At 54.0% G+C, this 21,826-nt stretch carries 24 protein-coding genes and 1 pseudogene; 24 read left to right on the forward strand and 1 reads right to left on the reverse strand.

Features of this window, described 5'->3' with window-relative positions:
* Positions 1-35 precede the first annotated feature (35 nt).
* The 22 genes from ACU8XX_RS11475 (at position 36) to ACU8XX_RS11580 (ending at position 19,334) form a co-directional block, all read left to right on the forward strand.
* Positions 36-1,397 carry a DUF2213 domain-containing protein gene (locus ACU8XX_RS11475; RefSeq protein ID WP_227479007.1) on the forward strand — a complete coding sequence of 454 codons (1,362 nt, stop codon included), beginning with the start codon at positions 36-38 and terminating at the stop codon, positions 1,395-1,397.
* Positions 1,398-1,474: 77 nt separating this feature from the next.
* Positions 1,475-1,858, forward strand: a complete 384-nt coding sequence (locus tag ACU8XX_RS11480) for a hypothetical protein (RefSeq protein ID WP_241214036.1) — start codon at positions 1,475-1,477, stop codon at positions 1,856-1,858.
* On the forward strand, positions 1,855-2,910 hold the full coding sequence (locus ACU8XX_RS11485) for a major capsid protein (RefSeq protein WP_227479005.1): 1,056 nt from the start codon (positions 1,855-1,857) through the stop codon (positions 2,908-2,910). The genes ACU8XX_RS11480 and ACU8XX_RS11485 overlap by 4 nt, the downstream gene beginning before the upstream one ends.
* Before the next feature lie 32 nt (positions 2,911-2,942).
* On the forward strand, positions 2,943-3,242 hold the full coding sequence (locus ACU8XX_RS11490) for a hypothetical protein (protein ID WP_227479004.1): 300 nt from the start codon (positions 2,943-2,945) through the stop codon (positions 3,240-3,242).
* 2 nt (positions 3,243-3,244) lie between these two features.
* On the forward strand, positions 3,245-3,628 hold the full coding sequence (locus ACU8XX_RS11495) for a DUF7370 family protein (protein WP_227479003.1): 384 nt from the start codon (positions 3,245-3,247) through the stop codon (positions 3,626-3,628).
* Positions 3,629-3,797: 169 nt separating this feature from the next.
* Positions 3,798-4,154, forward strand: a complete 357-nt coding sequence (locus ACU8XX_RS11500) for a hypothetical protein (RefSeq protein ID WP_227479027.1) — start codon at positions 3,798-3,800, stop codon at positions 4,152-4,154.
* Between the two features lie 2 nt (positions 4,155-4,156).
* The gene (locus ACU8XX_RS11505; RefSeq protein WP_227479002.1) at positions 4,157-4,597 is read left to right on the forward strand and encodes an HK97 gp10 family phage protein; all 441 of its coding nucleotides are present in this window, start codon (positions 4,157-4,159) and stop codon (positions 4,595-4,597) included.
* Positions 4,594-4,977, forward strand: a complete 384-nt coding sequence (locus ACU8XX_RS11510) for a phage tail termination protein (protein ID WP_088902282.1) — start codon at positions 4,594-4,596, stop codon at positions 4,975-4,977. The genes ACU8XX_RS11505 and ACU8XX_RS11510 overlap by 4 nt, the downstream gene beginning before the upstream one ends.
* Before the next feature lie 65 nt (positions 4,978-5,042).
* A complete protein-coding gene (locus ACU8XX_RS11515) occupies positions 5,043-5,786 on the forward strand; it encodes an Ig-like domain-containing protein (protein ID WP_227479001.1) in 744 nt (247 codons plus the stop codon).
* Between the two features lie 60 nt (positions 5,787-5,846).
* Positions 5,847-6,521: a DUF6246 family protein gene (locus ACU8XX_RS11520; protein WP_227479000.1), complete on the forward strand. Its 675-nt coding sequence runs from the start codon at positions 5,847-5,849 to the stop codon at positions 6,519-6,521.
* A 109-nt stretch (positions 6,522-6,630) separates the two neighbouring features.
* Complete coding sequence (locus tag ACU8XX_RS11525; RefSeq protein WP_227478999.1) at positions 6,631-6,969, forward strand: hypothetical protein; 339 nt, start codon at positions 6,631-6,633, stop codon at positions 6,967-6,969.
* A 10-nt stretch (positions 6,970-6,979) separates the two neighbouring features.
* Positions 6,980-7,312, forward strand: coding sequence for a hypothetical protein (locus tag ACU8XX_RS11530; protein WP_227478998.1), 333 nt, complete (start codon positions 6,980-6,982; stop codon positions 7,310-7,312).
* On the forward strand, positions 7,309-7,686 hold the full coding sequence (locus ACU8XX_RS11535) for a hypothetical protein (protein ID WP_146032140.1): 378 nt from the start codon (positions 7,309-7,311) through the stop codon (positions 7,684-7,686). The genes ACU8XX_RS11530 and ACU8XX_RS11535 overlap by 4 nt, the downstream gene beginning before the upstream one ends.
* 60 nt (positions 7,687-7,746) lie before the next feature.
* On the forward strand, positions 7,747-10,659 hold the full coding sequence (locus ACU8XX_RS11540) for a tail protein (tape measure) (RefSeq protein WP_227478997.1): 2,913 nt from the start codon (positions 7,747-7,749) through the stop codon (positions 10,657-10,659).
* Positions 10,659-11,129 carry a hypothetical protein gene (locus ACU8XX_RS11545; protein WP_227478996.1) on the forward strand — a complete coding sequence of 157 codons (471 nt, stop codon included), beginning with the start codon at positions 10,659-10,661 and terminating at the stop codon, positions 11,127-11,129. Before ACU8XX_RS11540 ends, ACU8XX_RS11545 begins: the two co-directional genes overlap by 1 nt.
* The gene (locus tag ACU8XX_RS11550; RefSeq protein WP_227478995.1) at positions 11,126-11,614 is read left to right on the forward strand and encodes a DUF1833 family protein; all 489 of its coding nucleotides are present in this window, start codon (positions 11,126-11,128) and stop codon (positions 11,612-11,614) included. Before ACU8XX_RS11545 ends, ACU8XX_RS11550 begins: the two co-directional genes overlap by 4 nt.
* Positions 11,615-11,623: 9 nt before the next feature.
* Positions 11,624-12,004 carry a nitrite transporter gene (locus tag ACU8XX_RS11555; protein WP_155024038.1) on the forward strand — a complete coding sequence of 127 codons (381 nt, stop codon included), beginning with the start codon at positions 11,624-11,626 and terminating at the stop codon, positions 12,002-12,004.
* Positions 12,001-15,084: a host specificity factor TipJ family phage tail protein gene (locus tag ACU8XX_RS11560; RefSeq protein ID WP_227478994.1), complete on the forward strand. Its 3,084-nt coding sequence runs from the start codon at positions 12,001-12,003 to the stop codon at positions 15,082-15,084. The genes ACU8XX_RS11555 and ACU8XX_RS11560 overlap by 4 nt, the downstream gene beginning before the upstream one ends.
* 57 nt (positions 15,085-15,141) lie before the next feature.
* Positions 15,142-17,772: a tail fiber domain-containing protein gene (locus ACU8XX_RS11565; protein ID WP_202131997.1), complete on the forward strand. Its 2,631-nt coding sequence runs from the start codon at positions 15,142-15,144 to the stop codon at positions 17,770-17,772.
* 180 nt (positions 17,773-17,952) lie between these two features.
* The gene (locus tag ACU8XX_RS11570) at positions 17,953-18,696 is read left to right on the forward strand and encodes an acyltransferase (protein ID WP_160458576.1); all 744 of its coding nucleotides are present in this window, start codon (positions 17,953-17,955) and stop codon (positions 18,694-18,696) included.
* 81 nt (positions 18,697-18,777) lie between these two features.
* Positions 18,778-19,017, forward strand: coding sequence for a hypothetical protein (locus ACU8XX_RS11575; RefSeq protein WP_227478993.1), 240 nt, complete (start codon positions 18,778-18,780; stop codon positions 19,015-19,017).
* A complete protein-coding gene (locus ACU8XX_RS11580; protein ID WP_182279967.1) occupies positions 19,017-19,334 on the forward strand; it encodes a hypothetical protein in 318 nt (105 codons plus the stop codon). Before ACU8XX_RS11575 ends, ACU8XX_RS11580 begins: the two co-directional genes overlap by 1 nt.
* Positions 19,335-19,473: 139 nt before the next feature.
* Here the strand turns inward: ACU8XX_RS11580 and ACU8XX_RS11585 are convergent.
* Positions 19,474-19,668 (reverse strand): annotated as a pseudogene (locus tag ACU8XX_RS11585) (PTS sugar transporter subunit IIBC); the annotation flags it as partial.
* Between the two features lie 174 nt (positions 19,669-19,842).
* Here ACU8XX_RS11585 and malI point away from each other — a divergent pair.
* Complete coding sequence (malI, locus tag ACU8XX_RS11590; protein ID WP_154311653.1) at positions 19,843-20,871, forward strand: mal regulon transcriptional regulator MalI; 1,029 nt, start codon at positions 19,843-19,845, stop codon at positions 20,869-20,871.
* 111 nt (positions 20,872-20,982) lie between these two features.
* Positions 20,983-21,750, forward strand: coding sequence for a 7-alpha-hydroxysteroid dehydrogenase (gene hdhA / locus ACU8XX_RS11595; RefSeq protein WP_000483353.1), 768 nt, complete (start codon positions 20,983-20,985; stop codon positions 21,748-21,750).
* The last annotated feature ends 76 nt before the right edge of the window (positions 21,751-21,826 follow it).

Below are 21,826 nucleotides of genomic sequence, written 5' to 3' on the forward strand. Positions count from 1 at the left end.
GTGAATAACAGTCATCAGCATAATGAGGCCAATACATGAAGCTGTCCAGCATTCATGTTAAATCCCTCGCCATCAACGCCTCCAACATCTCAACGACCACCATCAACGGCCAGGAACACTACGTCATTCGTGGTGCGGTTCCGATCGTCGATGACATCGTGATGAATGGCGGGCTGTACCCGGCGGAGGAGATTAACAACAGCTACCAGACGATGGAGCGCAAGTTAATGCCGATCGGCCACCCGATGGTTAACGGCAAATACGTCAGCGCCAACGACCCGCAGGCGGTAAATGATTACTACGCCGGGGCATGGGCGCAGAACGTCAGCAAAGCCAGCGACAAGGTGGTGATGGACGTTTACGTCAACAAGGCGGTGGCAGAGGCCAAGCCTGACGGCAAGCGACTGATTCAGCGACTCGACGACATGATCACCGGCAATAACGCCGAACCGATCCACGTCTCCACCGGGCTGCTACTGAACAAAGAGCAAAAGGCTGGCGAGTCGAAGGGGAAGAAACACTACTGGGTCGCCCACAACATGCAGTTCGACCACATCGCCATTCTGCTGGACGAGCCGGGTGCCGGGACGCCTGAAGAGGGTGTGGGCATGTTCGTGAACGCTGATGGGCAGGAGGGCGAGGTCGAAACCGCCAGCCTCATCGACGCGGCGAACAGTCTCAAAGACGGCCTGCTGAACAAGGTGAAGTTCTTCTTCGCCCACAACTCCGACGCCTCATTCGACGAAATCTACCAGATGCTGCGCGAGGCTATCCGCGCGCCGTCAGGAAGTGACGTTTATCGCTATGTGGTGACCGTCTGGCCGGACAAGTTCATCTACGAAGAGGGACGGCATCTCTTCCAGCAGAAATACCTCATCGATGACAACGCGGTAACGCTGGTCGGTGAGCCCATCGAAGTCGTGCGCAAACCCACTGAGTACGAAGTCAAAACCAACGGAGAACAAAACCCGATGAAACAGAAGATGATCGCCGCGCTCAATGCCGCAGGCGTAACAACCGAGGGGCTGACCGACGATCAGGTCTGGGATGCCTACAACCAGCAGATGCAGAAGAAAGCCGGTGGCGGCGATCCGGCGGGCACTCCTATGAATGCTGAAGCCATCACCGCAGCGGTAAACATGGCGATCGGACCACTGACCGACAAAATCAGCCACCTGGAAACTCAGCTGCAGGCCAATGCGGAGAAAGACACCGCCGAGAAGCGCCAGGCGGTGAAAGCCAAGTTCCCGTTCATGACTGAAGCGGCGATCAACTCGCTGGCTCCCGAAGCGCTGAACGATATGTTCTCTCAGTGCCAGACCAGCACCGGGCTGAACCCTGCATTCCAGGGTAACGGCGCACAAAGCGAAATCCTTACCATGGAGGCACCTGAATAATGGCACTCGCTCCTCGTTTCCATACCGTAATCGCGGGCCCGGCCCGCAAGAATGACCCACAGGTCATTGAGGCGCTCATGGCAGCCGCCGTTAAGCCTGGCTCTCTGGTGATGCTGGACAGCTCCGGGAAAATTGCAGTCCATGCGACCGCTGGCGGTACCGGCGTTCCGCTGGCGCTTCAGCACAACTACATCGGCGGTGGTGATATTCGTGACACCGTTCCGGCTGGTGACACGGGCGCCGCCATCATGTGCGAAGACGATGTCGATTACCACATGCTGGTCAAGGCTGGCGAAGTCCTGCTGGAGAACGAAGGCCTGATCTCCAACGGTGACGGCACCCTGGCGAAATCGACCACTCCGGCCACTGACCACATCCTCTTCTACTCACGCGAGAAAATCACTGTCGGCGCGGAAGCGCAGCTCGTGAAAGTTCGCAAATCAGGGAAAGCAACCGCATGAGCATGATCGTTTTCAACAAAAAGCTGGTTACCGAATATAACCAGGTTAAGCAGGCGTGGAATCAGCTGCTGATGCAGCGCCAGGCCTTCAACATCAACCAGAACACCATTTCCGCACAGTACGGCGGCGCGGTGGAGGTTAACCAGGCAGCGCTGATCTCCAAAGACTACTGGCGCGAAGTGGACAACATCACCACTCGTGTTTTCCGCAATGACGAAGGTAATGGGCTGTTGGATGACCTGCTGGGGCTTGGTACGCCGATCTCTATCGGCAAAACCGCCGCTCTGTACCGCGTTTCCAGCGACGCCGGCAAGGTGCATCGCACTCTGACTGGCCATGTGCCGGAAGAGCTGGATAAAGTCATCTACGACGAAGCAGGCGACCCGATCCCAATCTTCAACACCGGCTACAGCCGTGAATGGCGTGAATGGAACGGCATGCAGTCGGAAAACCTCGACGCGATGGCCGACGACCAGGAAGCGCACGTTGCGGCCATCCGTGAAGACATGGCTGACTACATGCTGTCTGGTGACGCGAAGGTGAAGGTGAAGGGCTACGTCGGTGCAGGCATCGCCAACCACGCCAACACCAATCAGGTGGATCTGAGCGCGTCCGGTCTGAATATCGACCTGACCACCGCCAACCCTGACGAGATGGTCGCGTTCTTCACCGGTCCGTTCGCGAAGCTCCTGGACGATAACTACGTGCAGGAAAAGGTGAAGGTGTGGGTGTCACCTGACATCATGCGCAACATGAGCAAACCGTATTCCTCCGCTGCCGGCTTCAAAGAAGGCACCGTGCTGGAGTACATCCTGCGCTACGGCCGCATCGAATCGGTGAATCAGACCTTTAAGCTGACGGGTAACCACTTCATCGCGTACGTGCGCAATTCGCAGTACATCAAGACGCGTATCGCCGCGCCGGTGGGCACCTTCATGATCCCGCGCCAGAATCCGTTCGACAACTACAACACTCTGGTATGGAGTGCGGTCGGTCTGCAGATTAAGCGCGATTTCAACGGTCGCTCGAAAGTGTTCAACGCACAGGGTTAAGGGGCTTCGGCCCCTTCTCTTCAGGAGAGAACATGCAAAAGTTAAGAATCGAAAAACCGGGCTGCTGGGGCACGATTGATGGCGTATTCCAGCAACTGCCTGTTGGTCACGAGTTCATCGCGGCATCCGTTCCGCCAGCGTTCGCAGGCCGGGTGTCAGTCGTCGGTGAAGTCGATGAGCAGGATCTTGAAGTCGCCACCCCTGGTGATAATCCTGCAGAGCAGGCAGAGCAGGCAGAGCAGGCAGAGCAGGCAGAGCAGGCAGAGCAGGCAGAGCAAGCAGAGCAGGCAGAGCAGGCAGAAACCTCCTCTAAATCGAAGAAGGCGAAATAACCATGGCTGACCCAATCACGGCGGCAGACGTGCAGGCGTTCCTCGGTGAATTGGGTTACTCCATCCCGGGGGCGCTGCTTGAGCCTATCCTCTGCGTGGTGAACAAAATCATCCCGTGCCTCGACGGGGCCGGGTATGACGACTGCACCGCGAAGCTGATCCTGATGTACGCCGCCGCGCTGATGGCTACGTCGTCCGGCGCGCGCCGCATCAAATCGCAGGGTGCGCCGTCTGGCGCGTCACGCTCGTTTGAGTACGGCGACGACAGCATCACCTGGTTACGCGATTCACTGGGCCGCCTCGATACCAGCGGCTGCACTGGGGAGCTGCCAATCAGCGCTGGTAATAGCGTCGGAATGTTCATGGTCGTCGGGGGCTGCGGATGACCTGGACACCTGTTAGCGTCCGGCAGCCGCGCCCATTCACCCGCGTCTGGGTGTTGACCGATGCCGGGCGGGAGACTACCGGCTACGTGAAATCGGACGGCGAGTGGTTCATTAACTGCCCGCGGATTCGGGCGACTGGCGCGGTGGTACTGCGCTGGAGGGAGGGATGATGTCAGCAACGGCTAACTGGTCATACACCGCCAAAGCCACCATCTGGCGCAAGGGTGCAGGCGGCAGGGACGAGAACGGCGATCCCATAAACGGCTATGACGCGCCCGTCGTCATCATGGTCGATTATGAGGGAGGGCTGTCAAAGCGCATCGGAAACCTGGGCGCTGAAATCGTCGTGAAAAATACCGTCTGGACGGAGTACGCGCTGGCCGACGCCGGTGATTACCTGCTGATTGGTGAATCCACTGAAGCCGACCCGGTTGCTGCTGGCGCTGACGAGGTGCGGCAGGTCATCCGCTATGCCGACACGTTCGAGCGAGTGGCGGATGATTTCGCCATCCTGACGGGGGTGTAGCTATGGGCATCAAAGTGAAGGGCATCAGCCAGGCGAAAAAGCATCTGAATGACATCATTAACGACGTTCAGGGCCGGAAAGCAGTCCGCGCCATCCAGTCAGCGTTGATTCTTATTGGTGCCCGGGCTGCTTATTACACCCCCATCGATACCTCTACGCTGGTGAACAGCCAGTTCCGGGAAATTGATGCGAGTGGCGTGATTATTACCGGGCGCGTCGGCTATTCGGCCAACTATGCGGCGTATGTGCACGAGGCGTCCGGCAAGTTGAAAGGCCAGCCGCGTGCGCACTTCGGCACCACTCGATCAGGGCAGGAGTTTGGCGGCGGCACCGGGACGGGGAACTACTGGGATCCGCACGGTGAACCTCAGTTCCTGACCAAAGGAGCAAACGAAGAGCGCGATGCTATCGATGCAGTGATGCGCAAGGAGCTTTCGCTATGACACCCATGATGCATGAGCGGGTGCGCAACATGTTCGGTGATGCTGGCCTGACAGCCGGATTTACGGTGCAAAAGTTGATGTACGACGACCCGGAGGATTTGACCCAGGCCGTGATGGTATTCCGGCCAAACGGTGGTTCGAACATCCGTCACGACCTTGGATCTGAACATCACGTCCTCGTTGATGTGATCGGTGCGAAGGATAAGCGCGGCGACGCCGCCGATGCCGTGCAGCGCATCGTCGATTACGTCCAGGCCAACCCTATGGCTGATGAGTGTGTCGGCTACATCCAGAACATGGGCGCAATCCCTGCGCCGGTGCTCACGGCAGAAGGTCGGATAGTCTTTCGCCTCCAGTTCGCCTGCACCTACGGCGAATAGCCATACCAACCAAATAGACCCGCTCCGGCGGGTTTTCTTTTTTATACGTCAAAGAGGAAGTTTCTATGGCTAATTGCCAGAACTCGAACGAACGCCTGTTCGGTGGTGCAGTCGTACTGGAAGTCGCCGATGGTTGCCCGGACGTCAAACCACTCGAAGCTGAGTGGAAGGCGCTGGCGGCCGGTACGTCGAAAGGCTTCGACTTTAACCCGAACTCGGTAACCTCAGATGCGGATGACGGCGGTGGCTATGTCGAAACCATCATCACCAACAGTGATTTTACCCTGAGCTTCGAGGGTGAGGTCCGCAAGAAGGATAAGCTGGATCAGTACGGTGTTGGCAAATTCATCAAGTATTTCGCTGACGAGCTGAAGGCCAAGCGCCAGCCCGGTATCTGGGTGCGTATGGACTACGGCCCGGTAGAATTTATCGGCTACATGAACATCACGGCGCTGAGTTCTGACGGCGGTACCAACGATATCGTCACGTTCTCTACCGAGTTCAAAGTGGGCGATGCCAGCACCATCGAGGTTAACGAAGTGACAGCGGTGGCGGTGACCGGCGTAACGGTAACCCCTGCTACCAGCACCGGCGCGGCAGGCGGTACCAGCACCTTTACGGTGAATATCGCCCCGACTGGCGCAACCAACAAAGACTTCACCGTAGCATCAACCGATCCAACCAAAGCCACTGCCACTGCCTCCGGTACCACCGTCACGGTGAACCGCGTCGCCGCCGGCAGCGCGCAGATCATCATCAACACCGAAGATGGAAACTTTGTGGCCGTGCATACGGTTACCGTTACCTAACGGACATTCCAAAGGGTGGCCTCGGCTGCCCTTGATAATGCTCGTTACCCGGGAAGGAAAATGAATGCACTAATCGACATTGGCGAGTTTTCTGTCAGTGATGGCCGTGAAGGAGGAAAAGACTACCTGCTGAGACCATCACTGATGGCTATGACGCGGATCGGCAATCCAGCGGAGATTGTTCAGGCGTATGCCACGGTGCACGGTAGCGATGTTGCTGCCGTCATCCAGTTCTGTACTGATACGCTTGGCCGCTTTCCGGACTGGCTGTCGCCATCCATGAATCGCATCGCAGAACGGCTGCTATCGCTGAGTATGCACATCATGCAGGCCTGCTGTGATGACGATCTTACCCCGATGATAGGTGAGTGGAAAGGGTGGAGCCGGTACGTTGTTTACCGGCCCGGGCAGATGCCGAGAAACGACATCATCGTGCTGGCTCAGCACCTTATGCAGCATGGCGTCGTAGGTAAGGCCAGTGTGCGCCGCCTGCAGCGGCATGAGTCAGGTGAAACGACGAACGAGTTTAAGGTCTTCGACTACATCAGCGCGGCGCGTAGCCACTTCGGCATGAGCCGGGAAGAGGCTGCGGCGCTGACAATGACTGAGTTTCAGCTGATGCTGGCGCAGAAATACCCCGATCAGAAGGGCTTCACCCGCGAAGAGTACGACGCGGTTGCTGATGACTACCTGAAAAAGCAGGCGGCACGCCGGGCGCAGGCGAATCAGAAGTAATCGGCATTCACTCCGGGCACCTCTTGAGATCAATAAATCAGCAGTTGCCGTTGCGCCTGTGCTATTCCTGGGTAGGATGTTTCCATTTTTACCAATCGGGAATAGGGATATGAAGAAGTTAGCTTTGGCATTGCTTGCAGTGGTTTCTTTGGGGGCTTCTGCGTCAAATACGTACACAAAAGAACAACTCAACTCAATGGCTGCATCTGGGAGTTACCCAGAACAGGAATCGCCAGTTACTAAGAGCGTTGAGTCAGTGTCATTTGAGAGGTGTAAGCAAGACACCTACGGCGTTTATAACCAAGTAGCTGGCAATTATCCGGCACAAGAAGTTGTCAACACCGGCATCCTTTACATTGTTAAAATTTGGACCAATGACGGCGTGATCATGGTTTCATGTTCAGGGCCTGATGGTAAAAAACTTGTCACTCAATCCTCCTACAAGTAAGGGAATATCTATGAGCGAACAAGAGCAACTGCAGCGTTTGAGTGAAGAGGTGGCCAGAGCATACCTGCGCCACCTGGAAGCAACCACTGGCGGAAATACGGTTACTTACGATGGTGTGACAAGATCAATTACTCTCGAAGAACTACTTTTTGGCCTAATAGGGGTCGCACATTTCAATGCTAAAAACCACCCAAACGACGAGATACTAAAAGACCCATATAAACATCTCTCGCACATGATTGATATTTTATCAAAGCCATATGTGATAACTGAGTTCGGTCTAAAAGTTATTGAACATATGAATGAAATTTCCATTCATAAACAGCGTGGGGTGTTGATGTGAAAACGGGTGCAATGTGCTTATCTTTGCTGTTTTTAATTTCTGGTTGCGATGATGGCGGAAAAGGAAGTGTAGCTAACGGGGCCGATACAGCTATAACAATGTTCAAATCATCTATGAGTGAGGGTGATCATCCACCCTTCGAATATCAGCGCCTCGTATTCAAACCAGATCAGCAAAACTCAAGCAAGGTAATAAGTGGATGGGTTTGCGGAGATGGAAGCATGAAGCGTGATGATAAGACCTTTAACTTTAAAGTTAGAGGTCATGTTATTAAGTCAGAAGATATTTCATATGTTGGTGACATAGCCGCACTGCTTTCTGATACTGAAATGGTCAAATACGACATTCTTTACAATAAGAATTGCAAAGAATAAGCAGGAAGAAATCTTAACAAACCTCGCCTCGGCGGGGTTTTTTATTGCCCGGAGATAGCAATGGCAAAAGAACAAAATGCTGGCAGCGTCGTCTATACGGTAAGCGCTGAGATCGAGCCCCTACTGATTGCTGGTAAGCAGGCCATTGATGTTCTGGATAAGCTGGATGCAGCCGCTCAACAATCTGGCAAGGGAATGGATAGCCTGGACCAGAGTACATCCCATACTGGATCGGCGTTCAACGAACTGGCTGGATATGCCAATTCAATGGATAACCAACTGCGTAAACTGAACACCAATGTAAGCGGCATAGCTCGCGCCATGGAAGAAGCTCGCAGCGGTACCGGGGGAGCAAACAGCGAATTCAATCGCGCTGAATCTATCATTGAGGCATTGGGTAACCAGTTGGCAATACTGGACGAGGCGCAGGAGAATGGTGCTCGCAGCGCTGCAGTGCTGGCAGCCCAGTTGCGCGCTGGCTCTAAAGCCACCGATGAAGAAAAGCAGAAAATTGGCGAGCTGACAGGCCGTCTATACGATATGAAAACCAGTGTAGATGCCGGTTCAAAAGGGCATGGGAACTGGAAAACCAGCATGCAGCAAGCTGGCTACCAAGTGCAGGACTTTATCGTTCAGGTTCAGGGTGGGCAGTCTGCACTGGTGGCTTTTGCTCAGCAGGGATCGCAGCTTGCTGGAGCCTTCGGTCCGGGAGGTGCGGTAGTAGGTGCTGTTCTTGCGCTAAGCACGGTTGTAGCAGGGGCACTAATAACATCTTTGAACGGCGGAAAGACAGCCATGGATGCGCTGAAAGATGCGGCCGAGGCGATGGATAAGGTCATTACTATTTCGCAAAATGGTGTGGCTGCGCTGTCAGATAAGTACGCAATGCTCGCTAAAACTAACGCAGAAGCAGCGACCATTCTCCGCAATCAAGCCATCATTGAATATAATTCAGCTGTTTCAAAGATACCGAAGGCTATTGGTGATGCAGCAGCTTCGGTAATTGATTTCGGCGATAAAGCTCTCAGCGCTTTTTCAGGTGGCTATGCATCAATTAAGGGGTTCAGTGATCGACTTGCCTCGCTGAATATCACCACTGATGACTACACAGAGGCAATGAAGCAGGCTTATGGCGCTGGACAGGCCTTTCAGGCTACAGCGAGTAGCATTGGCAATACCGTTGGCTCGGTTGCGAGTAAGTTCGCAATCTCTGAGCAAGCTGCCTTTAAACTTGTAAAGCAAATGGATGAAGTGCAGCGGACCAAATCCACAGAAGCACTTCAAAGATTGGTCATAGAATTACAAAACACCAAAAGCTCATCAGATAGCGGAACTAACGCGATTATCGAGTTTTTGAAACCACTAACGGAATTAGTTGGTGCGGCTGGGATGGCAAAAGTCAACTTGGCCGGTATGAACCTTGAGATGGACAATCTCACCGCTGGCCAGAAAAACCTTATCAAGCAGACAGAACGCAACTTGGCACTGTCAAAATTGCAGGGTGAGGAGCGAGCGCGACTGCAGGCGCAATACGCAGCAGAGGATGCGGGATTTGCAAAAGATGATCCGCATGCCAAGCGCATGGAAGATGATGCCGCGGCGACGTACCGTAACACTCAGGCACAGAAAACACTCCAATCCGAGCAGAAAAAAGGTGCTTCGCAGTCTGAATCCATTGCCCAGAAGCTGGCAGACCTCAAACAGCAGGCTGAACTGGCCGCCGGCTCGACCCAACAACTGAGCCGTGAACAGGCCATCCTCACTGCCCAGCAGTCTTTGGGTTCCGCTGCCACTCAAAACGACCTCGAACTGGCAGGACGTTATGCTGCAGCAAAATGGGATACAGCCAATGCGCTTAAAGCCCAAACAGCTGCCGAAAAACTCCTGCCGGAAGCGCGCGAAAACGCCAGCTATAAGCAGGATGTTGCGGATCTGAATACTGCCCTGGCCGCGAAGAAAATAAGTCAGGAACAGTACAACGAGACCGCAGAACGCCTGGAGGCTACGCACCAGAATAACCTCGCCAAAATCCGTGCTCAGCAGGCAGTTACGCCCCAGCAGGAAGCGGCTGGCACTGTTGACCCGGTGCAGCAACTGGCAAACGAGAACGCGCGCAAACTCGCACTGATCCAGCAGTACGAGCAGCAGGGCGTGTTAACCCATCAGAATGCGCTGGCGCTACGAGCTGCAGCTGATACTGAATACGAGCAGGCGCGTATCGCCGCCCAGTGGGAAATCTATCGTAATCAGAGCACTGGCAATGAACTGCTGGCTACCTCGCTGGAAGGCCTGCAGAGCGGGGCAACCAACGCACTCACCGGACTTATTGACGGCACCCAGAGCCTGCAGGAAGCAATGGCTAACGTCGGCTCGACCATCATCAACAGCGTGATCAGCAGTCTCGTAGAGATGGGCATGCAGTGGGTTAAAAACCAGGTGATGGGGCAGGCAGCGACGGCGGCTTCTCTGGCTTCCACCATGGCCCAGGCAACAGCTGCCGCATCAGCCTGGGCGCCTGCAGCAATGAGTGCGTCGATCGCCACGTACGGCAGCGCCGCTGCTGTTGGTGAATCGGCTTACGCCGCTTCTCTTCTTTCCGCTAAGGGGTTAGCTGTCGCCGGTGCCCGCGAACACGGCGGCCCGGTATCTGCCAGTTCCATGTACCGCGTGGGCGAAGGTGGCAAACCTGAGATTTTCAAAGCCAGCAATGGCAGCCAGTACATGATCCCCGGCGATAACGGTCGCGTCATCAGTAACCGGGATATTGGCGGTGGTGGCGGCGGGTTCAATTACAGCCCAACTATCCAGATCAACGGTAATCCGGATGAAAAAACCATTGCCCTGGTAGAAGCGGCAGTGGCTCGCGGTGGTAAGCAGGTATACCAGCAAATAAGCGGGGACCTTGCCTCAGGGAAAGGAAACGTCTCTAAAGGTCTGCAAAGCGGCTGGACCGCTAAAAGGAGGATCGGTTAATGGGTAAGCAAACCGACATCAATTACCCCCATGAGTACCTGCCAATGCCCCAGCGCCCCGGGCATGGATTCACCCCGGTCAGCTCCCTGCAGCGTTCCACCATGACATCCGGCCGCACGCGCCAGCGTCGCAAATACACCTCGGTTCCGACTGAGGCATCTGTTTCGTGGGTGTTTAACGATGCCCAGGCGCAGCTGTTTGAGGTGTGGTTCAGGGACGTGATTACTGACGGTGCAGCGTGGTTCAACATGCGCATGCGTACTCCGATGGGTGTCGGTGACTACGTCTGCCGGTTCAAGGATATCTACGAAGGTCCGGTACTGTATGCCCTGGGGTTCTGGAAATACACGGCAATCCTTGAGTTGTGGGAGCGTCCAATCCTGCCACCTGGCTGGGGTAATTTCCCTGAGTTCATCGTCGGGCAGAGCATTATTGATTACGCGCTCAACAAGGAGTGGCCGGAAGCATGACAAGCCCAACACTCAACAGGCTGTATGCCAGCGGAGGCAGTGAGATCCTCTTCAACACGCTGCAGATTGCCGTCGGCGGCCAGACTTACTGGCTGGTTGAGAACTTCGAGGATATCACTGCTGTAACGGAAACTGGCACATCGGTGAAATTCGAAGCCGCTGCCATGGCCGTCGCGCTGCCAGCCAGAAATAAGGATGGCACACAGGATCTACAGTTCGTCATCAGCAACATTGACGGCATCGTTTCCACTGCAATACGCAACGCCCTGGCTAACCTCAATAGCGGCACGCTGATAATGCGGCAGTACATCTCAACCGATTTGAGTTTCCCTTCGGCACCGCCTCTGGTTTTCCAGATTAAAGACGGGTACTGGAAAGCGACTGAGGTGCAGATTAAAGCCGGTTTCCTCAATATTCTCGATACTGCATGGCCGCGCTACCGTTACACGCTTCCTGTCTTCCCGGGCCTCCGCTACCTCCAGTAGGAAATCACCATGTTCAATCCAGATAAATACCGTTCTGTCGAGTGGCAGAAGGGCGGGCGCGCTTACCCCGCGCTGGACTGCTTTGGCATCGTCAACGAAATCAGGCGCGATCTGGGTCTGGCTCCGTGGCCTGATTTCGCCGGAGTCACGAAGGATGATAACGGTCTCGACCGGGAGGCGCGCGGGCTGATGGCTGGCCTGACTCGATGTGAACCGGTCCCGGGCGCGGGTATCGCCTGTTATTCCGGTTCAGTGGTGACACACGTTGCCATCGTGGTCGAGATTGACGGCCAGCTGCGTGCCGCAGAGTGCAATCCCCGCACCAATGTAACTTTTCTGCCGCTGGCGCGGTTTGCGCGCCGCTTTGTTCGCGTGGAGTATTACCAGTGACGATCCGAATCTATCCATCCCGGCTGCAGGGCGAACCGCTGGAGACGCACGAGCACGAAACGATGACCCTCAGCGCCTGGTTTGCGCTGAACGTGAAGGACTGGGCACCGGATCGGCAGCACCCGGTTGCGGTTGAAATCGACGGAGTCCCGGTCCCGCCGGCAGAGTGGCCACTGTGCGTTATCAAGCGAGAAACAGACGTCAGGATGTTTCCGGTACCATACGGTACCGGTGCGGAAATCGCGCTGTGGGTTGCCGTCAGCGTAGCCGTCGCCTCTGCTGCGTACAGCATCTACATGATGAGCACAATGTCTCAGGCTGGCGGTGGCGGCTCCCAGGCGGCCAGCGGTGACCAGATTGACCTCAACCCGGCCAAAGCGAACGCGGCAAAACTGGGTGACCCCATCCGGGAAATCTTCGGAAAATATCGCGTCTGGCCTGATTACGTTGTGCAGCCGGTGAGCCGTTTCGTCAACGAGACCAGCATGGAAACCAGCATGTTCCTGTGTGTGGGTGTCGGCGACATGGTGATTAACCAGTCCGACATTAAGATAGGCAATACGCCGATCTCCGCGTTCGGTACCGACGTGCGCTACACCCTCTATCCGCCTGGTGCCACGGTATCAGGCGATACCCGTACCGAAAACTGGTTCAACTCACCAGAGGTCGGCAATACCGGCTCCGGTACCGCCGGGCTGGATCTGGGATCAAGCGGCCCGGAGACGGTCAGTATTATCGCTGATGCGCTGGTTGTGTCGGGGAACTCCATCACGCTGGTTGACGTATCGTCGTCTGGGGATGAGGAAATCCCGCCGTCGTGGACTGTCGGAACGGTGATAACCGTGCTGGCCCCAAACTCTTATACGGTCGTGTCGTCCGGCGGTTACAGCGTGATTTATGGCGGGGTAGAGGAGCTGGCACCGGTGGTCGGAATGGCGGTGTCTCTCAACTATAACGGCAACGACTACGACCTGGTGATCGCCAGCTATGCCCCGGGAGTTCCGCCGGTGCCGGGTGTGGGCGGTAGCGCCGCCAGCATCACCGCTAACGCCGCGCCGACGACCTACGATTTCAGCAGCACGCCTGTGACGTTCAGCATCAGCTGGCAGGGCACGACTTACCCGGTATCGCTGGTGACCAACTATGTCACCATGTCAGGCCTGGTTTCTTCGATCACCTCTCAACTCTCTGGTTCCGGCCTGGTCGCGCGCGATAACAGTGGGCGGCTGGAGATTGTCGAGGCCAGTAGCCCATATGCTGGCGGGTCCATTACGAACAGCCCGTTGCCCGTTGCTGTGTTCGGTGATGCTCCGGTCAATACGGCTGGCGTGAAATCTACGGGCGGCACGGCGGAGGTAAGGGCGCACATCGCCCTAGCCTATAACAGCGCCACTGGTACGCCATTCACCGGACTGCTGGAGGGTATTCAGCGATTCTCTCTGGGATTGTCTGGCAATCAGTTCCGTATCACCGATGTGGACAGTCAGACGGTAACCGTGGAGCGGCTTACGGTCACCACTGGGCCGGGCGGTGAGACCATCACCACGCCGGATCCATCGTGGCCTGGATTCACTGAGCGCACGCTGTTGGATGCGACCGTAACGGGTGTCAGCGACGATTACGAATGGGTTGGCCCGTTCCTGGCCTGCCCGGACGGGGAAACGCTGGACGCATTCGAGGTGAACATCAACTTCCAGAGCGGCCTGGTGCGTTATACCGATAAAGGAAACAAGCGCTCCATGCCGGTACGCCTGGTGATCCAGTATCGCAAGGTCGGCACCACCACCTGGCAGCAGCAGTCTCCGTTCTATTCGCGCAGCACTGAAAACCAGATCGGGTTTACGCATCGCTACAACGTGTCACCCGGGCAATATGAGATACGGATGCGCCGCACCGAACCAGTTAAGGGTGGCAGCACACGCGACCAGGTTTTCTGGCAGGCGCTGCGCTCCCGGCTCAGCAAGCGCCCAACGAAGTACGATGGTGTCACCACCATGGCACTGACCGTGCGCACAGGGAACCGCCTGGCGGCCATGTCCGATCGTCGGATTAGCGTCACACCAACCCGGATTTACAGCGGCGGCAGAACAGCGCGGAGCATCAGCGGTGCGCTATACCATGTGCTGGAGTCGCTGGGGTTCGCGGCCAGCCAGATTGACTCGGCGGCAATTGATGCGCTGGAGCAAACCTACTGGACGCCCCGCGGGGAGAAGTTCGACTGGGCGAGCGGTGAGAGTAAATCAGCCCTCGAGGTGCTGCAGAAGATCACCAACGCAGGGATGGGATATTTCCTTCTGTCTGACGGGCTGGCGTCTGCCGGCAGGGAAGGGATTAAACCCTGGGTCGGCATGATCACCCCGCAGGAAACCACCGAGGAACTGCAGACCGCGTTTAAGGCGCCGAGTCAGGATGATTACGACGGGGTCGATGTCACCTATATCAATGGCACGACATGGGCTGAAGAAACTGTTCAGTGCCGCTTGCCCGGTAATCTGACGCCAGTGAAGGTGGAGGATTACAAACTGGACGGCGTTCTTAATGAGGACCGCGCCTACCGCATCGGCATGCGCCGGCTGCTGGGCTACCAACTGCAGCGCCTGCAGCACACCACCTCAACGGAAATGGATGCGCTCTGCTACGAGTTCATGGATCGCATTGTGCTGGCCGACGACATCCCCGGCAGCCAGACGCTGAGTTGCCTGATTACCGATATGAAGTATGACAGCAGCAAAATCACCTTGACGCTCAGTGAGGCCCCGGACTGGTCGTTTGAAAACCCGCGCGTGATTATCCGACATCAGGATGGCAGGGCTTCGACAATGGTAGTGCCGACACGCATTGACGACTTCACCATTTCGGTACCGTACAGCGCCGCGCTGGAGCCAGAACTGTGGGCGATGAACGACCCGTACATTGAGCCACCGCGCCTGCTTTTCTGCTCATCAGTCCGGGTGCCGTATGACGCACTGGTCGGGGAAATATCTCCGGGTAACGACGGTATCAGCCAGGTCACAGCGATCCAGTACCACCCAGGGAAGTACGCTTACGACGACGCCACATACCCCGGTGACGCTGCTTAACAGCAAATCAAAATTATCTGACCCGCTACGGCGGGTTTTTTTATGCCCGGAGCGAGCATGACCACATACGCCACTAAAAATTCGATCGGGTCCATGGATCCGAAGGACCTTTTTGATAACGCCCAGAATCTTGACTATGCGCTGAACGACATTACGAAAGCGATCTGGAAGGACCGTTTTGGCAGGGACAGAAAAACTTACTGGGGGATGGAGCAGGCGTTCTCATCTCAGTTGCTCAGTCAGCAAATACGGTTTAACTATTTCATCCAGAATTCTGGCTACAAAGTTGTTGGGGACTATACCTCCAGTCCTCTGACCGTTACTGACTATAACCAGCTGATTCGCTATCAGAATGAGCTTTATAAATTAACGGCCGATACAGCGATTCCTTATACGACAACCGGCAATAATGCTGCTTCATGGGTTAATGATTCCGCTCATTTCATCAACGTTGGAGATGCTGCGCTCCGTCAGGAGTTAGCCCTGCCGGGCGGGTCATCCCTGGTCGGCGGCATTGAAATCACAGCCGAGTCATTCGGAGTAGTAAGTGGAACCGTTGGAGCAGCAACAGCCAAAGCTAACGCCGATAAGATCATGCAAAAGGCCGCAGAGATTAGCGCTGCGGGTGGTGGGAAGATCCTCTTCCCGCGGAGTCTTTATCAGGTTCACATGAATGAGTCTGATTACAGCTCTGATCTCGCCACTATTCGGGTGGCCGCGCTTTGTATTCCCTACGACAACGTGATCCTGTGTGGCCAGGGGTGGAATTCCACCACGATCCAGGCGTACGCCACTAATTCGGCTTATACCGTTATTCAGTGGACCAAAGCCCCACTGGTAAATGGGGTGACGAAAGTCCACGGAGTGGGGCTGCACAACATCTGTATCGACGCTAACTATCAGGGCGATTTCACGCCGGCATCTTATGTCCGACAGACTGAAGGTATCGTTGGGGCAGGCATAGAAGGTCTTAACATCAGAAATCTCAAAGTGAAGAACTGTTCTCACTATGGGATGGGGTTACAGAACGGGGGCTATAAAGGCTGCAGCATTGACGGTTACTGGTCGGAAAACACTGGCGCTGACGGTATCGACATTAAGGATAACGGCTCTGTTAGCCGCGCTTTCCAGATCAGCAATGCCATTATCCTGAACTTCGGTCAGCTTGATGAGCCTGCTAATCCATGGGCGGGTGTGGACGTTATGTCGCTGGCTCCCCAGGTATCCAATGTTTTCGTGTCTGACTTTGGTAACAAAGGTCAGCCCGGTGCGGCAGTGCGTCTTAAGCAGGGCCCTATTGGTGATTTAGCCAGTCGTGGAACGGCAGGGGCATGGGCCAACGTTTCTAATATCACGGCAATTCAGAACCGCTTTAAAGCCACCCCGTCCGGGGTAATTACGCTTCACATTAAAGCGCCTCATGTTAACTATTCAAATATCGTGGGCTATGGCGACGGCGGCAAAATTGGCGCTGGCGTATGGATTGAAGAGCGATATTGCCATGGGGCTAATGTCCAGATAGCGCATGCAAATGACGGGTATTACACCAGCACGGCATCAGGTCCAAGCGATCGCGTTTATGGCGATGCTGACTCCTGTACAATCACTGGCCTGACTGTTATGGATACTGGTCGGGCGCTCATCCTGAACCGAAAATACCAGAAGCTGAACAACGTTATCCTGAAAGATTGTCCTGTGGGTGTTGTTGCCGGTGGGAGTGGGTCCGGGAAGGTTATTATCAAAGGCCTGCACCTGGATAACGTTACCGATCCTTTCGGTCAGATGGGAGGCACTCTTCACGCCATCACTGATGTTACAGGCCCCAGCTCAGCAAGCTGGCAGGCTGGCATTGGCGTGATAAAGGGTGCCAATGATTTAACTGCCACCGCGATATTCAGTAAAAACGGCATTCGTCTTTATTCAGGCTCCACTGATGATGCTCTTGGCACGGAACTCGCGCGCTTTGCCTCGACTGTAAGTGATGTATTTTCTACGCTGCGTATCACCGGCAACCTCCAGCCGGTCGCCGCCAACACATATTCTGTAGGCACAAATACATTGCCATGGGCGGGCGGTTATACCCAGACAGCGTTTACAGTCACCTCCGATGAACGGCAAAAATCGCGACCAGTGATGCTGGCGCGTGGCTCTCTTGATTTTGATGTTTCATCAGACGAGCGATTGATGCAAATGCCTTATGCCGATGAAATTCTGGATGCCTGGGCGGAAGTCGATTTCGTGCAGTTCCAGTTCATTGACCGCATAGAGGCTAAAGGAGACGATGGAGCCCGTTGGCATGTCGGCATTATTGCTCAGCGTGCGCAAGAGGCGTTTATCCGTCATGGACTTGATCCTCACCAGTTTGCTTTCTTCTGTTACGACCCAGAGGAAACCATTCCCGCTGTGTATGAATCCGTCCCGGCGAAGTATGAAGTTGTGCCAGCCGTTTATGATGCCGAGGGCAGGCTGGTTTCGCCAGAGTTGTGGGAAATGACTGAACCAGCGCATGAAAAGCTGGTAGCTGAGTCTTACGTTGTCGGTGAGAAATACGGGATTAGATACGAGGAGGCGCTTGTGATAGAGGCGGCTCTACAGCGTAGAAACGCCGATAGGCAGAAAGCATTAACCGATCAGTTGTCAAACCTCATTAAGGAATTAACGATACGACTGGAGACTCTCGAGTCGTGATGACAAATGGCAAGGGATTGCCGTGTGCCTGTCAAATCGAAGCTGTCTAACTTTCACAGCATGTCCCTTCTATTGGGTGTCGAGATACCACCCTTGACCACATCCGCTTATTTTGGTTTTATGAGGTCACACTTACATAATGAGCCTTTTGACTCATTAAATCATGCCTCAGGAAGAAGAATGATAGATAATTTTATTGCAGGTGTTAAAGAGAGAATTAAATCATTAAGCCCTGTAGCCGAGCATATACGCTTTCCTGTTCCAGAAGAAATATCTCCAGAACCGTCTGTAGGTTGTGATGTTAAAATATCAACAGGAAGAGGCGGTAAAATCTATACTGGTGAAGGCCTTAAAACTATTGGGCCGATAGTGAAAATAACAGCAGATGGTGAGTGCACAGTAATTATAGGGAAAAATGTAACGTTAAATCGCTGTGTTATTCAGGCTGGCGGGAATGGTTGCTTTATTTCAATTGGTGATAACTGCCATCTATCTGGATTGACCATTGTAGCTAAAAGAGATAATTCAGTAGTTATCATTGGAGAAGGGACTACCTGGGAAAGCGGCGCGGCATTAAACGGACATGGTAAAGTAATCTATATTGGTAATGATTGCATGATTTCAAATGGCGTCATGATAAGAACTAGTGACGGCCATGGAATTTTCGACGCATCGACAAAAGAATGTATCAATCAACCTTCTGATGTGCTTATTGGCGATCATGTTTGGCTTGGCAATTCTTCAAGAGTTAACAAGGGAAGCACGATTCATTCAGGTAGCGTAATAGGTCAAGGCTCCATCGTTTCTAAAGTTGTAGATGGGAACTGCATCTATGCCGGAATCCCTGCGAAGAAAATCAAAGAAAACATCGTCTGGTCCAGGTCTGACTCATACGAAAAGATCCCGGAAGAGTACCGAATTTAGTTCAGCAATCACAACTCCGCGCTTGATCTGCACCTCCTTTAAAACTACTGTATATAAAAACAGTAATAAGGAGTGCGGATCATGCCCCGCCGTTCCGACATTCACGTCGCATTTGTGGCCGCAATACAGCTAAACCCCAAGGGCTACCGGTGCTTACGCACAGATGACTTCATCCGTGAGTTGCGTGCCAGGAACTGGCATTTCACGCCGGACGACGCCAATGAATGGATAGAGCGCTACCAGGAGTTCTTCGTCGATAAGACGCCGGACAACAGCCAGAACCGTCTCTGGATGATGCGCAACATGGGGAGGGTCGTGTAATGGGGTTCCCTTCACCGGCTACCGACTATGTAGAGCGCAGGCTCTGCCCTGAAACCATTTGCGGCATTGGCATCGACAGCCGCATTCTCGAAACTTCATCAGGCTTTGCAGTAATCGAACCGGTTAGTCGACTGGTGCAGGGCCAGGTGTTGCTGATCCTCAGTGGTGGTCGTACCCAGTTCGCTCGGGTCATGGGCAAGTCACTTATTTTCGATGACGGCGAGACAATGGAGGGGTCTGCAGCGGAAGAGGTCGAAGTCATGGGGCGAGTGACGTTTTTCATCAACAGTGCGATCGAAGACGACAGGGTGGTGTGATGGGGCATGGGTGGGGCATAAAGTTACCGCGAAACGACGTTAGTTCATTGCACATGACAAATCGTATCGCGGCAACATAGCAGAACTTACCGCACTTAAATCCAACATCAAGCCACTTCGTTAAAAGACTTAATAGTCTCCAGGTAAAGATAGCCTGCAACACGGGGTTGCCCAGGACCGGGATCAGGGTTATGACATCATGGCTGCTAAGAGAACTACCAATGCCGAGCATAATGCCGCAGAACGACAATAATGCCACGGGTAACATGAAGGTTTTGCCTAACTGCTGGAAGAACTCCCACAGCGTGACTTTCGGTGCTGTTTTCGCCGTCATAAAACGACTCCTCGTAGAGAACAATCTGGATTCAGTAAATTGCGCGAGAAGATAAAACGTTTTATCAAATTTTAGTGAGGCATAAATCACATTACGCAACGATAATAGCGGGTATAAGATAAATAAAAGGTAAAACGTTTTATCTGTCACATAATCAGGGAGTAGGTCATCTGCATGGCTACCGCCAAAAAAATAACCATTCATGATGTTGCGCTGGCTGCGGGCGTGTCGGTAAGTACCGTTTCGCTGGTGCTTAGTGGCAAAGGGCGAATCTCTACCGCCACAGGAGAACGCGTTAACGCCGCCATTGAAGAGCTGGGATTTGTGCGCAATCGCCAGGCGTCGGCGCTGCGCGGCGGGCAAAGCGGCGTCATTGGTTTGATCGTCCGTGATTTATCTGCGCCGTTTTACGCCGAATTGACGGCCGGATTGACGGAAGCTCTGGAAGCGCAGGGACGGATGGTTTTTTTGCTTCACGGCGGTAAAGACGGTGAGCAGCTGGCACAGCGGTTTTCACTGTTACTGAATCAGGGTGTCGATGGTGTGGTAATTGCCGGAGCTGCAGGAAGTAGCGATGACCTGCGACGGATGGCAGAAGAAAAAGCTATCCCGGTGATTTTCGCTTCCCGTGCCAGTTATCTTGATGATGTTGATACGGTTCGCCCGGACAACAGGCAGGCTGCACAGTTGTTGACGGAGCATCTCATTCGCAATGGGCATCAGCGGATCGCCTGGCTGGGAGGGCAAAGTTCCTCATTAACCCGTGCAGAACGGGTTGGGGGCTATTGTGCAACTCTACTAAAATTTGGCCTGCCGTTTCATAGCGATTGGGTGTTGGAGTGCACTTCCAGCCAGAAGCAAGCCGCGGAAGCTATCACGGAGCTTTTACGTCATAACCCGACCATCAGTGCCGTGGTTTGCTATAACGAAACTATTGCGATGGGGGCATGGTTTGGTTTGCTCAAAGCAGGGCGGCAAAGCGGGGAAAGCGGAGTCGATCGTTACTTTGAGCAACAGGTTTCGCTGGCGGCATTTACCGATGCGACACCAACCACACTTGATGATATACCTGTTACCTGGGCCAGCACGCCAGCGCGGGAACTTGGTATCACACTTGCGGATCGCATGATGCAAAAAATCACCCATGAAGAGACGCATTCACGCAATCTTATTATTCCCGCCCGGCTCATTGCAGCGAAATAATCCTCTCTTTATCTGCTATACCTGGTAGTGTCCTTTCCTCAAGGTTAATGATAAAAAATGTGGCACACAGGCGGTGCCTTTTATTTTTACTGAAGTTCACAGGAGGTTTATGTGTTTAATTCTGACAACCTGAGACTCGACGGAAAATGCGCCATCATCACAGGTGCGGGTGCAGGTATTGGTAAAGAAATCGCCATTACATTCGCGACAGCTGGCGCATCTGTGGTGGTCAGTGATATTAACGCCGACGCAGCTAACCATGTTGTAGACGAAATTCAACAACTGGGTGGTCAGGCATTTGCCTGCCGTTGTGATATTACTTCCGAACAGGAACTCTCTGCACTGGCAGACTTTGCTATCAGTAAGCTGGGTAAAGTTGATATTCTGGTTAACAACGCCGGTGGCGGTGGACCTAAACCGTTTGATATGCCAATGGCGGATTTTCGCCGTGCTTATGAACTGAATGTGTTTTCTTTTTTCCATCTGTCACAACTTGTTGCGCCAGAAATGGAAAAAAATGGCGGTGGCGTTATTCTGACCATCACTTCTATGGCGGCAGAAAATAAAAATATAAACATGACTTCCTATGCATCATCTAAAGCTGCGGCCAGTCATCTGGTCAGAAATATGGCGTTTGACCTGGGTGAAAAAAATATTCGGGTAAATGGCATTGCGCCGGGGGCAATATTAACCGATGCCCTGAAATCCGTTATTACACCAGAAATTGAACAAAAAATGTTACAGCACACGCCGATCAGACGTCTGGGCCAACCGCAAGATATTGCTAACGCAGCGCTGTTCCTTTGCTCGCCTGCTGCGAGCTGGGTAAGCGGACAAATTCTCACCGTCTCCGGTGGTGGGGTACAGGAGCTCAATTAATACACTAACGGACCGGTAAACAACCGTGCGTGTTGTTTACCGGGATAAACTCATCAACGTCTCTGCTAAATAACTG

The sequence above is a fragment of the Escherichia sp. MAL-1 genome (assembly GCF_052948035.1).

What these genes read in the sequence shown, in the direction of transcription:
- ACU8XX_RS11475 (WP_227479007.1), top strand. Translation starts at nt 36, where the DNA reads ATGAAGCTGTCCAGCATTCATGTTAAATCCCTCGCCATCAACGCCTCC.
- ACU8XX_RS11480 (WP_241214036.1), top strand. Translation starts at nt 1,475, where the DNA reads ATGGCAGCCGCCGTTAAGCCTGGCTCTCTGGTGATGCTGGACAGCTCC.
- ACU8XX_RS11485 (WP_227479005.1), top strand. Translation starts at nt 1,855, where the DNA reads ATGAGCATGATCGTTTTCAACAAAAAGCTGGTTACCGAATATAACCAG.
- ACU8XX_RS11490 (WP_227479004.1), top strand. Translation starts at nt 2,943, where the DNA reads ATGCAAAAGTTAAGAATCGAAAAACCGGGCTGCTGGGGCACGATTGAT.
- ACU8XX_RS11495 (WP_227479003.1), top strand. Translation starts at nt 3,245, where the DNA reads ATGGCTGACCCAATCACGGCGGCAGACGTGCAGGCGTTCCTCGGTGAA.
- ACU8XX_RS11500 (WP_227479027.1), top strand. Translation starts at nt 3,798, where the DNA reads ATGTCAGCAACGGCTAACTGGTCATACACCGCCAAAGCCACCATCTGG.
- ACU8XX_RS11505 (WP_227479002.1), top strand. Translation starts at nt 4,157, where the DNA reads ATGGGCATCAAAGTGAAGGGCATCAGCCAGGCGAAAAAGCATCTGAAT.
- ACU8XX_RS11510 (WP_088902282.1), top strand. Translation starts at nt 4,594, where the DNA reads ATGACACCCATGATGCATGAGCGGGTGCGCAACATGTTCGGTGATGCT.
- ACU8XX_RS11515 (WP_227479001.1), top strand. Translation starts at nt 5,043, where the DNA reads ATGGCTAATTGCCAGAACTCGAACGAACGCCTGTTCGGTGGTGCAGTC.
- ACU8XX_RS11520 (WP_227479000.1), top strand. Translation starts at nt 5,847, where the DNA reads ATGAATGCACTAATCGACATTGGCGAGTTTTCTGTCAGTGATGGCCGT.
- ACU8XX_RS11525 (WP_227478999.1), top strand. Translation starts at nt 6,631, where the DNA reads ATGAAGAAGTTAGCTTTGGCATTGCTTGCAGTGGTTTCTTTGGGGGCT.
- ACU8XX_RS11530 (WP_227478998.1), top strand. Translation starts at nt 6,980, where the DNA reads ATGAGCGAACAAGAGCAACTGCAGCGTTTGAGTGAAGAGGTGGCCAGA.
- ACU8XX_RS11540 (WP_227478997.1), top strand. Translation starts at nt 7,747, where the DNA reads ATGGCAAAAGAACAAAATGCTGGCAGCGTCGTCTATACGGTAAGCGCT.
- ACU8XX_RS11545 (WP_227478996.1), top strand. Translation starts at nt 10,659, where the DNA reads ATGGGTAAGCAAACCGACATCAATTACCCCCATGAGTACCTGCCAATG.
- ACU8XX_RS11550 (WP_227478995.1), top strand. Translation starts at nt 11,126, where the DNA reads ATGACAAGCCCAACACTCAACAGGCTGTATGCCAGCGGAGGCAGTGAG.
- ACU8XX_RS11555 (WP_155024038.1), top strand. Translation starts at nt 11,624, where the DNA reads ATGTTCAATCCAGATAAATACCGTTCTGTCGAGTGGCAGAAGGGCGGG.
- ACU8XX_RS11565 (WP_202131997.1), top strand. Translation starts at nt 15,142, where the DNA reads ATGACCACATACGCCACTAAAAATTCGATCGGGTCCATGGATCCGAAG.
- ACU8XX_RS11570 (WP_160458576.1), top strand. Translation starts at nt 17,953, where the DNA reads ATGATAGATAATTTTATTGCAGGTGTTAAAGAGAGAATTAAATCATTA.
- ACU8XX_RS11575 (WP_227478993.1), top strand. Translation starts at nt 18,778, where the DNA reads ATGCCCCGCCGTTCCGACATTCACGTCGCATTTGTGGCCGCAATACAG.
- ACU8XX_RS11580 (WP_182279967.1), top strand. Translation starts at nt 19,017, where the DNA reads ATGGGGTTCCCTTCACCGGCTACCGACTATGTAGAGCGCAGGCTCTGC.
- malI (WP_154311653.1), top strand. Translation starts at nt 19,843, where the DNA reads ATGGCTACCGCCAAAAAAATAACCATTCATGATGTTGCGCTGGCTGCG.